Raw genomic sequence first — 13,056 nt, 5'->3', positions numbered from 1 at the left:
ATCAGGCGGCAAGGCGCCGCTGGAAATGACTGACGAGGCGCACCAGCGGCCACAGCAGTACGAGATAGATGAGAGCCGCCAGCACCAGCGGCGAGGCATTGTAGGTGACCGAGCGCGCCATGCCGGCATTGTAGAGAAGTTCGGACAGCGAGATGACGGAGGCAAGCGAGGTGAGCTTGACGACTTCCACGGTGTTGGACAGCAGGTCCGGCAGGATATTGCGCACGGCCTGAGGCAGGACGACATAGGCAAGCGTCTGTACCGGGCTGAGGCCCGTCGACTGCGCCGCTTCCCACTGTCCCTTGGCAACCGAGATGAGCCCGGCGCGATAGACCTCGGCGTAATAGGAAGAGTTGTTGAGCAGGAAGGCGATGACGACGGCGTAAAACGGCGAGATGTTGACCCCCGCAAAGGGCAGGCCGGCATAGATGAAGATGAGCAGCACCAGCGGCGGCAAGGCGCGGAAGAGATCCGTATAGGCGATCGAGATCCAGCGCAGCCAGCGGCGCTCGCTCATGTTGCCGAGCGCAACGAACAGCCCGCCGATCAGCCCGAGCAGAATGACGGCGCTGCAGAGTTTCAGCGTCATCCAGAGGCCCGACATCATCAACGGCAACGACTGGCGCATGATGTCTAGATTGAAGAACTGGTCGATGAAGATGTCCATGTCAGCCTCCTATCGCTTCTTCCAGGCGGTCCGGCTTTCCAGCCAGCGGGCGAAGACCACCATCGGCAGAAAAATCACCAGATAGGCGACGACCGACATGGTGAGCGGCGTGGCACTGCCGGAAAAACTCTGCGCCGTCGTGGCACTCGACAGGATTTCCGACACACCGATGGCAGAGCCGAGCGCCGTCATCTTGGTGATGGCGAGCACGCGGTTGACGAGCGGCGGTATGGCAAGACGGACGGCCTGGGGCAGTGCGACATAGGCAAGCGTTCGGGTGAAACCGAGCCCGGTCGCGATGCCGGCCTCCCACTGGCCCTTTTCGACAGAGGAAAAGCCGGCCCAGAATATCTCTTCGGCAAATGCTGCAAGGGTTGCCGCGAGAACGAGGAAAAGAACCATCGGGCCTGACAGCTGGATGCCGATCGATGGAAAACCGAAATAGAGGATCAGGATGACGACGAGAGGCGGCAGGGCGCGAAAGATGTCGGCATAGCAGATTATGAAGAAGTTGAGCGTCCTGACGCCATAGCTGCGCAGGCAGGCGAGCGCGAGGCCCGCGAGGATTCCGGCCACGATCACCGCAGCAGCAATCTGCAGCGTGACCCAGATCCCGGCAATGATGTCAGGCGTATACTGCGCCATGACCACCGGGTTGAAGAAGGTTTCGAGGAACCGGTCCATCGCCGTTACCCGGAAACGCGTGAAAGAAAGGCGCGGGTGCGATCGGCCTTCGGGTTGCCGAAGAGCTCGTCCGGCGTCCCCTCTTCGACGACGACACCGCCATCCATGAAGATCACCCGGTCCGCGGTCTCGCGAGCAAAGCCCATCTCGTGGCTGACGACGACCATCGTCATGCCCTTGGATTTGAGGTCCTTCATCACCTTGAGGACGGAGCCGACCAGTTCGGGGTCAAGCGCCGACGTCGGTTCATCGAACAGCATGACTTTCGGATCGAGCGCGAGAGAGCGGGCGATCGCCACGCGCTGCTGCTGGCCCCCGGACAGTTCACCGGGATAGGCATCCGCCTTGTGCGCCAGGCCAACCTGTTCGAGCATGTCCATCGCCCGCGCATCGGCCTCTTCCTTGGCGCGCTTCAGCGCCTTGCGCTGGGCGAGCGTGACATTCTTGAGGACACTCATATGCGGGTAGAGGTGAAAACCCTGGAACACCATGCCGATCTGCAGCCGCATACGGTCGAGATCGCGGCGGGTACCGGCCATGATGTTGCGGCCGTTGACGATGATATCGCCCGATGTTGGCTCCTCGAGCCGGTTGCAACAGCGCAGCATCGTGCTCTTGCCGGAACCGGAAGGACCGATGACGAACACGAGTTCGCCCTCTGCGACCCTCAGGTCGATCTTCTTGAGGACGGAGGTGGTCCCGAAGCGCTTTTCCAGCGCGACGACTTCGAGCATTGGGCGATTGGCCATCTTGGCACCTCCGGCAGGCACGATGCGGGCAGATTGCCGGCTGGATTCCAAGCGCGCTCTCCGATGGGAGAGACGATTGGGGGCCGGCTGCCGCATCCTGTCTGATCAAGGGGGAGGGCAGGCGACGGACGCGCCTGCCCGTGCTGCAGAGCGTTACTTCAGGTTATCGCAGGAGGCTTTGTGGTAATCGTCCTTGTAACCGTCGAAGCCTGGCGTCCCGAAACCCTTGGTCGGGGTGACGATCGTGGTGCCAGCTTCCGGCGTGACGCCGAACCATTTGACCGAAAGCTTCGCCATCGAGCCGTCGAGCTTCAGGCATTCCATCGCACGATCGACGAGATCACGGTTCGTCTCGTCGCCTTTGCGGAAGGACAGCGCCCAAACAAGGCCTGTCTCGTATTCGAAGGAGAGTTTCAGGCGTGGGTTCTTCTTGACCGCCCATGCAGCGGCAGTGTTGCCGGCAAGGTTCGCATCGGCGCGTCCAGCAATGACGGCTGCCACGGCGTCGGTATTGGTACCGTAGCTTTCGACCTTCCAGCCGAATTCCTTTTCCTTCTCCCGCAGGAAGCTGTCATAGGCAGAGCCCTTGTTGACGGCGATCGTCATGCCCTTGAAGTCTTCCAGCGTCTTGTATTCAGGCGCATTGGCCGGCACGACGAAGCCGAAATTGGTGTCCATGAAGCCTTCGGTGAAGAGAAGGTTCGCGGCGCGCTCCTTGTTCACGGTGACCGGTGCGACAAGGAAGTCGTAGGTGCCGGCCTGAAGTGCTGGGATGAGGCCGGAGAACTGCGCTCCGGTCAGATCGACTTTCTTGCCCAACCGTTCGCCGATCAGGTTTGCCATATCGACGTTGAAACCCTCGATCTTGCCGTCGAGGGTTGGCATCGCGTGCGGCGCGAAGGTCGCGTCGATCGCGGTCTTGATCGTGTCTCCGAGGGAGTAGGCTGGCGTGCAGGCAAGCAGAGTAGCTAAGCCGACAAAGCCGGCCCTGATAGATGGTTTCATCGATGTTCTCCTACTGGCGGCTCCAGGCCTTTGCGGCCCTTGTTGACGCCAGTGTTCCACCGAACCTGCTGCGCTGCAATATAATTGATTATTATAATCGAACTAGGATTATACGATTTTCAAATAGTGATTGTGTCGATCGTCGTCGTTGTCGCAACCGGCCAATGGCGCATATTGCGTCAGCTCTGAAGAGGCTGAGGCTCTTTCGGAAGAAGTTCGCCTTCGATGCGGTAGTGCAATCCATCCGTGCGGTAGTCCACGTTGGCGACGCCGTTGAAATAGGTCGGCACAACGCGCTCCATCAGGCGGGAGCCAAAGCCGCGCCGCGTCGGTTCGCTCACGGCCGGCCCCTTGCTTTCGATCCATGTGAAGGCAAAGCCGTTTTCGCCGGGCGCCGTCCAGCGGATCTCGACCTTGCCGTCGGCCGTGCTGAGCGCGCCATATTTGGTGGCATTTGTCGCAAGTTCATGGATTGCCAGTGCCAAACCCATGGAAGGCTGTGCTTCCAGCACCATCGGAGGCCCGAAGATATCGAAGCGGTCGGGACTGTCCTGGTGCGGTTCGACGGATGTCCGTACAATCGTCTCGACATCTGCTGCGGACCAGTTCGTTGCCGTCAACGTATCCTGTGCCCGGGCAAGTGCGTCGATGCGGGCCGACGCCATTTCACCGGCAAGCTTCACGTCTGTCGCATTGCGCAGGCTCTGGGATACGACGGCTTGAACCATCGCCAGCGTGTTCTTCATTCGGTGGGACAATTCGCGCTGCAACACACGCTGTTGGCGCTCCCGTTCCTTTTGCTCGGCAAGAAGGCGCTGTTGTTCGCGCACCAGATCTTCGCTGCGCAGACGTTCTTCCTGAAGATCATCAACCGCCTTGTGCATGACCTGGATCAGCAGAATGTCCACGATGACCACGCACGCGTAGAAGGTCAAAGCCACGAGGACCGACCCGTTGATCTCGAACATCGCAAACGGAGGTATAAACCAGTACCAGGCAGCCACGCCACAGGCCACGGCGCAAACGGCCCCGGGCCAGACGCCCGCCAGAAACGTCGTCAGGATTACCGCGGGGAAGAAGGTCAGATACGGGAAGCCCGGCGGCAGGAGATGGTCGCATAGAAACCGCGCGTAGAGCGCAAGCCCGAACGCTGCAACCGCCACTCCCCAGCGCTTTCCCGGGGAAGCGCGGACGTGGTCGCTCATCTCGAACAATTGCATACGTAAGGGCTTCATTCCAAGTGGGTTCCCGCGGCGTTGCTTGTTCTTGGCTTGTTCGGGGTGTTCCGTCAATCAGCAACTAGAAAGGTACGTAATGTCCGACGGGATAAGGGACAAGTTTGGCAACACCGGTGAAAGCACGGCGTATGCGGACAACAAACGTGACGAGCACGTTGAGGCATCAGAGGCGCGATATGCGGGGACAGGAGGCGCTCCGCGAGACTGACAGATCGTCAGCCTCCGACGCGGGGTTCTGACAAAAATTCGCGGGCCCACAGTACGGGCCCGCGCTATCGTCGATCAAGTCAAACCGTAAAGCCTCAAGGCCTTCGCGCCGCCAGAATGAGCCGCTCGAAGAACTTCAGCTGCTCGTCGCAGGTCTGGGCGACCGTCTCAAATATCAGCCGGTCTTCCCGCCGGATTGCCGCAATCTTCTTCGTCAGGGCCGAAATCACCCTTGCCGGCATCTTGGCAATGGTCATCGCAATCGCCTTCGGTCCGGCTTCGAGTTTGGCGATACCGAGATGGCCTGCTGCAAGCTGCAGCCTGGTTGTGCGCAACAACAGCAGCGTCTCCTGCGGCAATTCGCCGAAGCGATCCTCGAACTCTTCTTCCAGATCATTCACGTCGCGCTGTGAGGATGCCCGCAGAAGTCTGGCATAGAGATTGAGCCTGACAGCCGGATCCGGCACGTAATCCGCCGGTATCGTGCCCGCGACGTCGAGATGCAGGATTGCGCGCTTTCTGGTGGCCGAAAGTCGTTTTCCCAGTTTCGCGACTGCACGCGCGAGGAGCTTCTGGTAAAGGCCAATGCCGATGACCTTCATATGCCCAGCCTGATCCTCGCCGGCGATGTCGCCCCCGCCGCGCAGATCGAGATCGCGCAGACTGATCGCAAGCCCGGCGCCCAGGCGGTCGTTCTCTACGAGTGTCAAAAGCCGCAAGCGCGTTTCCTCGGGCAGTTCTGCACCTTCTTCCGTCAGAAGCGTGGTCATGCCCTGCGCGCCTCCACGGCCGACCCGTCCACGCAACTGGTGCAGCTGGGCCAAACCGAACCGCTCCGCATTCCAGATGAACATCGTATTGGCGCGCGGCACATCGAGGCCGTTTTCAATAATGTTGGTGGCGAGAAGGACATCGCCATCGCCGTCCGCGAAACCGACGATCGCTTCGTCGATCGTCGCCGCCGGCATCTTGCCATGCGCGACCTTAACCAAGAGCTCGGGAACAATCTTGCGCAGGATCGCCTCGACGGCTTCGATATCCTCTATGCGCGGCACCACGACGAAGCTTTGTCCGCCCCGGCGGTATTCGCGCATCAATCCGGTGCGCATCGATGCGTTGTCGAATGCTGCAAGCGATGTGCGAACGGGTCGGCGCCGGGCGGGCGGAGTCGTCAGGAGGCTGATCTCCTGAACTCCGACCATTGCCGACTGCAAGGTGCGTGGGATAGGTGTTGCCGACATGGCGAGCGTGTGGAGGGTCGGCGCGAGCGCGTTCATGGCCCGTTTATCCTTGAGCCCGAACCGATGTTCCTCATCCACGATCAAAAGCCCGAGATGCGCAAAGCGCACGTCTTTTGCAAGGATCGCATGGGTCGCGACGATAACGTCGATTTCACCCTCGGCCAACGCCGCCTTGACCTGCTTCGCCTCGCTTGGCTTGACGAGCCGTGACAACATTCCGACAGAGATGCCTGTTCCTTCGAAGCGTCGCTTGAAGGTGGCGAAATGCTGACGTGTGAGAACAGTCGTTGGGGCGATGACGACCACCTGACCGCCCGCAAGTGCTACCGCTGCTGCGGCCCGCAGTGCGATCTCCGTCTTGCCGAAGCCGACATCGCCGCAGACAAGGCGGTTCATCGCATGCCCGGACGCGAGATCGGAAAGCGTGGCCTTGATGGCTTCGGCCTGATCTGGTGTCTCGGCGAAAGGGAACCGTCGGATGAAGGCTGAAAATTCGGCGCGGGGGGGAATGAACGTCTCGGCCGGCGAGGCCTGCCTGTGCTTTGCGATGGTCGAAAAATGACGCGCCGTCGATTTGATGTCCGCGACGATCTTCTCGTGCTTCTTTTGCCAGGCGTCGGTGTGAAGACGATCGAGCGAGACCGCCTCGGGTTCGGAACCGTAGCGCCACAGCTTTCCGAATTCTTCCATCGGAACAAGCACGGAAGCACCTTCGCGATATTCCAGACGGGCAGCGTCACGCGCGACACCTGCAACGGCGATGCTCTCCAGATCTTTTAAAATGCCAATGCCGTGATCTTCGTGGACGACGACGTCGCCGATCCGAAGATCTGGTTCGGCAAGAAAGGAATTGGCACTGGAAACATGTCGGTGTTCGTCGCCCGCGGCGATCACAGCAACATTTTGCGCGACGTCGAGGAACCCGTGATCGAGGGCGCAGGCGAGCTTCAAAAGCGCGCCGGATTTGGCGTCCATCACCTGCGTCCAGCTGTCGACGGACCGAGGCGATACGCCAGTTGCTTTCGCGACACGGCGGCAAAGCGCCTCTGATGCCTTGCCTTGCCCGGAAATTACAACCTTCATTCCATCGCCCAGGCGTTCCTGTGCAAACTTGACCAGTGCCTTGCGCGGGTCCGCATCCGACGCCCCGGAAGGCAGGTCACCCCCTTGTTCGAGATCCAGTGCGCTGGTCTGCACGCCGGTGAAGCGCTGTTCCCACTCCTCGCTGTCAAGATAGAACGAGCAAGGAGAGGATGTTCCGGTCTTACCGAAATCCGTGCGGGACTGGCGGGCGTCGTCGATGATTTCCAGATTCCGTGCGACCCGGTCTGCTGCGCCCGGAGCCGCAGTCAGAGCGGCATTGCCGAGGATATCGAAAACCGTCACCATGTCCGGGTAAAGGCGGGAAAGCTGGCGCTCCATCGTCTCAGATTTTGAAGCAGGGGCTTCCGGAATGAGGTCTGCGAGTATGGCTTCGGATGCCGGACCGAAGCTCAACCGTTCAAGGTAGCTCTCGGTTCGCTGCGAGACGCGGTCAAACCCACGCAATTCGGTCACGTGATCGTCTTCCGACAGGACGATGCGCATTGGGCCCGGGGCGCCGGCGGGATAGATGTCGATCATCCCGTCGCGCACCGCCAGTTCGCCGGGATCGTCGGCAACGCCCTCTTCCACATAGCCTGATCGTCTGACGAAATTCAGGAATGCCTCGCGATCGAATGGCTCGCCGACCACCAGTTCGATCTGGCCATCGGCGATGACCCCCGCCGGCGGAATGCGCTGCAGCGTCGCGTCGATCGATGTCAGCAGCAGTCGCGGCGTGTCGCTAGGCCTGGCCCATATCCGCAATGCGTCCATGCGTCGGCCCATGCAGTGCCGCGAGGGCGGAACCCGATCATAAGGAAGGCAGTCCCAAGGCGGCAGAACAATGAATTGGACCGAGGGAAAGAGCGCTGCCATGGCATCCGCTATTTTTTGCGCAGCATTTTCGCTCAATGCCACGTAGCAGAGCGAACGACCGGAGCTCCGGAGCGATGCTTCAAGCCGGGTTGCCACCAAACCCGGCGGCAGTTTCAGATGCGGGGTCTGTTCGGATGCGGGGAGGGGAGAGGGGGCGTTTTCATTTCGGGACTCAACGATACTCACATGAACCTGCCATTCTCGCGTCAGCAATTTTATCAGGCTGCAAGAACTTAGTTTGTCGCGCCCTGTTCCCTTCGAACTTTGCGTTTTCTCTTCACGCGGTCAGGCCGCCATGACGGTGAGACATCAGCGACCGGATGCCGCGTTGCCTTGCAGGGAACAGGTCGATGTCGAGCGGGTTATTCGACCTCACGGATAGGAGAACCATGTGAAAGTGTTCATCTACGGCACCCTGAAAAGAGGCTTTGCGCTTCACGATAAGGGGCTTGGGAATTCGGAATATATCGGGGATGTAGTGACGGTCGAGCCCTACCCCCTGTTGATAGCAGCACCATTCTACGGGCCGATGATGCTCGAACAACCGGGAACCGGTTTGCAGGTGACAGGGGAGTTGTTTGAAGTCCCTGAAGACGATCTGCCGGTTCTGGATAAGCTGGAAGACGTGGGTGAAGAGGGCAGTTTCCGGGCAATGCTCAAGGTTCAGGCATCGGGCGGCGGTCTCGTTCATGACGCCCTTGTCTTTTTGAAAGACGAGAACTGGCTCGACCCCATCCATTCCGGGTTCCTGTCCGCCTATAACGACCGCAGATTTATCCCGCCATGGAACCGGTAACGACAAGACAAGAGGGACGTCACGATGCGCTACGAGGCAAAGCCCGGCGATGTCAGCCTATTCGAAAATGAAAAAGCCGGCCACGAGCGTGCACCGGACCACCGCGGCTATTTCATCGCTCACAGAGATATCAAGGCCGGAGAGAAGATCGAAATGGTGCTATGGGCCGGAAGGCCGAACAGTTCGCGCTCATTTGGTGGCAGACTATCCGACGACCAGAAGGCGAGCGCGTCAGCGGTTCCCGACCCGGTTGATCTGTTTGGCAATCCTTTGCCAAAGCCACCGAAAGCGTGACGCTCCGTTCTCGTTCGATTTGACGTCTCAAACCACGGCTGTGCTCTCGCTTCGCGTCTCGGTGGAGGAACTATGGCTCCGGTTGCTGGTTACGGGGCGAGTCAACGAGAGAGATACAGTGATGAAATTTGGACTTCTTGGCGTCGCGTCGGTCGCGACCGCGGTATTCTTGAGCAGCGCAGCCTATGCACAGCAGGGCGATGGAACCGAAGTCCAGATCACGACCAACGTGTTCAAGCCGAACAAGATTCCGGCAACCGCGGAACGGATCGCCACCTTGAAGGCGCCGGAAGGTTTCACCGTTGAGCCTTTCGCCCAGGGTCTCGGAAACAGCCGCATCATCGCCGTGTCGGATAAGGGCTATATCTATGTCAGCCGCCGCGAGGAAGGCGACGTGCTGCTGCTGAAGGACGAGAACGGCGACGGCAAGGCCGACGGCGCTCCGGTGAAAGTGGCAGCGCGTGCGCAGGCCCACGGTCTGGCAATCAAGGATAACAGGCTGTACCTCGTCACGGTCAAAGAGGTGTTCGTCGCGGACATCAAGGACGACGGCACGCTCGGGCCACTCGAAATGATCATTGGCGATCTGCCGGATTCCGGACAGCATCCCAACCGCGTCATGGAATTCGGTCCTGATGGCATGCTCTACATCAGCGTCGGCTCCACCTGCAACGCCTGCAATGAGAGCAATGCCGAAAACGCAACGGTGCTCCGGGCGACCCCTGATGGCAAGAGCCGAACCATCTTCGCGTCCGGCCTTCGCAACACGATCGGCTACGACTGGAACCGCGAGACCGGTGAACTTTGGGGGCTCGACCATGGCATCGATCTCCTCGGTGATGAGGTGCAGGCAGAAGAACTCAACCTCATCGAACAGGGAAAGCAATATGGCTGGCCGCATGTTTACGGAGCAGGCGACATCTATCCGCAGTCGACACCGGTCGGCGGGGTGACCAAGGAGGAGTGGAAGGCGCAGAGCGATCCGATGAAACTCGGCTACACGGCACACGCAGCCCCCATGCAGATGAAATTCTACAGCGGAACGTCGTTTCCGGCCGAGTTCTCGGGCGATGCGTTTGCAACCATGCGCGGATCCTGGAATCGTAACCCGGCATCCGGATACGAGATTGTTCGCATTCACTTCGAAAATGGCAAGCCGAAATCCTTCGAACCTTTCGTCACCGGCTTCCTCAGCGATGGTGGCAAGACGCATTTTGCACGACCGGTCGGACTGGCCGTCGCCAAGGATGGCGCCTTGCTGATGGCCGACGATGCAAACGGTGTCATCTACAGGGTGGCTTACACCGGCGACGCGCAAAAGGCACAAGCGCAGCCCGCTGCGCCCGTTGAACCTATGAAGGCGCAGGCCGCCAAAGGTATCGATGTGCCACTTGCCATGGATCGCCCGGAGACCAAGACGGAAGGCAGCGTATCCGTCTCGTCCTCGTCTTTCGACAACGACGAACTCATGCCGCAGCGTCATAGCGAATATGCCGAGAGTGTCTCACCGGCGATCAGCTGGAAGGCCGTCCCGAAGGCCGCGTCCTACGCGATCATCGTAGAGGATCCAGGCTCCTCACCAACCAAGCCGTTTGTTCACTGGCTGGCGTGGAATATCCCGGCAACGGTGACGTCCCTGCCGGAAGGGTTGCAGGAACAGCTCCGCCTCGTCGAACCGGAAGGCGTCCTTCAGGGCCGCAACACGTCCGGCAGTCACGGCTATTTCGGACCAAAGCCGCCGGCCGGCGACCCGGCGCATCACTATCACTTCCAGGTTCTTGCGCTCGACAAGATGCTGGATCTTCCCCCGACATCCGACAGGGATGATCTTCTCGCCGCAGTGGCCGGTCATGTGATCGGCAAGGGTGAGATCGTGGGTCGCTACCAGCAGAAGGTCGATCCTGCGAAGAAGTAAGGCTTCGTCCGATCACGCCCCGCTGCAACGCTCAGCAGTAGACGATGTTTTTTGGAGGAGGAGGCCGTTCTGGAATCAGGCGGCCTCTTCTTCGATTGCGAGGTCTCGCAACAGGGTGTGGATCTGCTCGCCGCTTAGCCGCGACGGATCGAAACCGCTTGACGAGCCGACGTCGGAGAAGCGCTTTGCGTGGGCTTCGGATGTCCCGATAAAACCCATTGCCCAGTTCGGGAAATACCGATGGCTGATCGGGTCCACGGCCAGCAGCGAAACTTCGCCGTGGCGTTCGTCCTGCTGGATGCGCTCGAATGCGGCTTCCACCCGCTCGAGCGGACCTTCCAGAACCTGGGCGAAGCAGCCCGCGTTGAACAAAAGCGCCCCGGTGATCTCGTCACGCAGATTGTTCACCCGACTTTTCGCCAGGATCTCGTCGACGTTTGAGCTAAACGCCGCGCCATCGTCGCCGATCTGGTTGCGGCTGTAGTAGACCAGGCGATACAAGCTGTTATCCATTATTAGTTCCCCTTTATAAAATGTGTTGTGCCAGGAACGCCGGAATCTGATCCGTGCCCATGGGCCGTCCCGTCAGATAGCCCTGCACATGGGTGCAGCGTTCGCCACGAATGCGCGCCAACTGTTCCGCCGTCTCAACGCCTTCAGCCGTGATCGACATCCCGAGGCTCGTCCCGAGACTTGCGATTGATCGCAGGATCGCCTCGCTGTCTGCGTCTTCACAGGCGACAAACGAGCGATCGATCTTCAGTTTGTTGAATGGAAACTTCTGCAGGTAGCTCAAGGACGAATAGCCAGTGCCGAAATCGTCCATGGAGATTCTGACGCCAAGCGCGCGCATGGCATTCAGCGTCTGGATGACGTTATCCGTGTCATCGAGCAGGGCGCCCTCGGTAATTTCGATTTCCAGGCGATGGGCTGGCAATCCCGAGTGCCTTAGCGCCGATGCGACCGTTTCCAGCAGTGTGTCCGCCTTGAACTGAAGCGGCGAGACGTTGACGGCGACAATCATATCATTCGGCCAGGACATGGCCTCCAGACAGGCTGTGCGCAAAACCCATTCGCCGATCTTGACGATCAGGCCGTTTTCCTCTGCAAGCGAGATAAAGGAAAGAGGCGGGATGTTGCCTTTGACGGGATGTTCCCAGCGGAGCAGGGCCTCAAAGCCATCCACGCGTTTGGTCGAGACATCGAGGAACGGCTGATAGTTGAGCTTGAACTGCTTCAGGGCCAGCGCGCGGCGGAGATCGATCTCCATTTCCCGACGTCCGAGGAGTAGAGCGCCCATCCCACTTTCGAACATGCGGTAACGTCCACGCCCGGCCTTCTTTGCCTCATAGAGAGCAAGATCACCGTTGCGGAGCAGGTCGTCTGGCTGGAGCGCATCAGCGCCAAAGGCGACGCCGACGCTTGCGCCGATATTGATTGTGTGACCGTTCAGAACATAGGTGCGGCCGACAAGGTCCACGATCCGCGAAGCGAGTTTTTCGGCCGCAGCAAGATCATCGACATCATGCTGGAGGATCACGAACTCGTCCCCGCCAAGACGCGCAACGACATCGCTTTTGCGGCACGCGGCCTTGAGGCGGTCGGCCACCTTTTTCAAAAGAAGGTCGCCTGTTGCATGTCCCAGCGTGTCGTTGACTATCTTGAAGCGGTCAAGATCGAGGCAGTGGACGGCGATCGATGAAGATTTAGAACCGTTGCTCAAAGCGGACGACAGGTGCGACAGCAAGGCGTTCCGCTTGGCAAGGCCCGTCAGTTCGTCGACATCGGTCTTGATGGCGATGCCCTGGTTCTGCGATGCAGGTCGCAGGTCAACGAGATACTGCCCGTCGTCGAAAGAGACGAACGCGGCATCGAAGCTCTCACCGCTATGGATGGACGTGACTGAAACCGGGGCGCAGCTGGTGTCGGGCAGGTCTGTGACCAGGCCCGTAAAAAGCGCGTGGACAGCGCCCCCGGGAAATGCGCCGAATGAGACTTCGCTCGCCTTGTTGGCGTAGACGACGAGACCATCGGATCCGACAACCAAGACCGGGCGCGGCAACATCTCTAGTATTTTCTCGGTGTTGAGAAGCTGAAACGGATGAGGTTCCAATGTGTGGAGGATAGACGTCACAGCGTTCATGGTTGGTTACCGTTCGGAGTTGACCGAGAGGTAATCCGCAAACGTTTCTAGGCAATGGATGCCAAGCCCCGGGACATGACTGTTTGTCGAGAGAGGGTTATCGATTGCTAAAGATGGACTGATGGCGGCAGGAAGGGCACGCCGCACAGGATGCTCGC

The 13,056-nt window shown here is 59.7% G+C and carries 11 protein-coding genes; 3 read left to right on the top strand and 8 right to left on the bottom strand.

Translation table 11 applies throughout. The features are described 5' to 3' along the window. Nucleotide 1: 1 nt before the first annotated feature. From BLW69_RS15335 to BLW69_RS15310, 6 genes are all read right to left on the bottom strand, one after another. Nucleotides 2–667 carry an amino acid ABC transporter permease gene (locus tag BLW69_RS15335; protein ID WP_092663146.1) on the bottom strand — a complete coding sequence of 222 codons (666 nt, stop codon included), beginning with the start codon at nt 665–667 and terminating at the stop codon, nt 2–4. A gap of 9 nt (nt 668–676) precedes the next feature. Next, nucleotides 677–1,351: an amino acid ABC transporter permease gene (locus BLW69_RS15330; protein WP_092663144.1), complete on the bottom strand. Its 675-nt coding sequence runs from the start codon at nt 1,349–1,351 to the stop codon at nt 677–679. 5 nt (nt 1,352–1,356) lie between these two features. Beyond that, entirely contained in the window at nt 1,357–2,085 is a 729-nt protein-coding gene (locus tag BLW69_RS15325; protein ID WP_092663472.1) for an amino acid ABC transporter ATP-binding protein, read from the bottom strand. Between the two features lie 168 nt (nt 2,086–2,253). Beyond that, on the bottom strand, nt 2,254–3,105 hold the full coding sequence (locus BLW69_RS15320) for a transporter substrate-binding domain-containing protein (protein ID WP_092663142.1): 852 nt from the start codon (nt 3,103–3,105) through the stop codon (nt 2,254–2,256). A gap of 179 nt (nt 3,106–3,284) precedes the next feature. Beyond that, the gene (locus BLW69_RS15315) at nt 3,285–4,340 is read right to left on the bottom strand and encodes a sensor histidine kinase (protein WP_092663140.1); all 1,056 of its coding nucleotides are present in this window, start codon (nt 4,338–4,340) and stop codon (nt 3,285–3,287) included. Between the two features lie 305 nt (nt 4,341–4,645). Then, entirely contained in the window at nt 4,646–7,648 is a 3,003-nt protein-coding gene (locus BLW69_RS15310; RefSeq protein WP_244508847.1) for a DEAD/DEAH box helicase, read from the bottom strand. A 493-nt stretch (nt 7,649–8,141) separates the two neighbouring features. On the opposite strand from BLW69_RS15310, the gene BLW69_RS15305 reads away from it, so the two are divergent. The 3 genes from BLW69_RS15305 (at nt 8,142) to BLW69_RS15295 (ending at nt 10,755) form a co-directional block, all read left to right on the top strand. Continuing rightward, complete coding sequence (locus BLW69_RS15305; protein WP_092663138.1) at nt 8,142–8,546, top strand: gamma-glutamylcyclotransferase family protein; 405 nt, start codon at nt 8,142–8,144, stop codon at nt 8,544–8,546. Nucleotides 8,547–8,570: 24 nt separating this feature from the next. Then, nucleotides 8,571–8,840, top strand: coding sequence for a hypothetical protein (locus BLW69_RS15300; protein ID WP_092663136.1), 270 nt, complete (start codon nt 8,571–8,573; stop codon nt 8,838–8,840). A gap of 121 nt (nt 8,841–8,961) precedes the next feature. After that, a complete protein-coding gene (locus BLW69_RS15295; protein ID WP_092663134.1) occupies nt 8,962–10,755 on the top strand; it encodes a YbhB/YbcL family Raf kinase inhibitor-like protein in 1,794 nt (597 codons plus the stop codon). A 75-nt stretch (nt 10,756–10,830) separates the two neighbouring features. Here the strand turns inward: BLW69_RS15295 and BLW69_RS15290 are convergent, their stop codons facing one another. Further along, nucleotides 10,831–11,268 carry a BLUF domain-containing protein gene (locus BLW69_RS15290; RefSeq protein ID WP_092663132.1) on the bottom strand — a complete coding sequence of 146 codons (438 nt, stop codon included), beginning with the start codon at nt 11,266–11,268 and terminating at the stop codon, nt 10,831–10,833. 13 nt (nt 11,269–11,281) lie between these two features. Continuing rightward, nucleotides 11,282–12,820: a putative bifunctional diguanylate cyclase/phosphodiesterase gene (locus BLW69_RS15285; protein WP_244508846.1), complete on the bottom strand. Its 1,539-nt coding sequence runs from the start codon at nt 12,818–12,820 to the stop codon at nt 11,282–11,284. Between the last annotated feature and the right edge of the window lie 236 nt (nt 12,821–13,056).

Source organism: Rhizobium sp. NFR12, from assembly GCF_900108545.1.
GTDB lineage: Bacteria > Pseudomonadota > Alphaproteobacteria > Rhizobiales > Rhizobiaceae > Neorhizobium > Neorhizobium soli.
The sequence above is the reverse complement of the archived record's forward strand: the minus strand, read 5'-3'. Positions and strand labels throughout refer to the sequence as shown.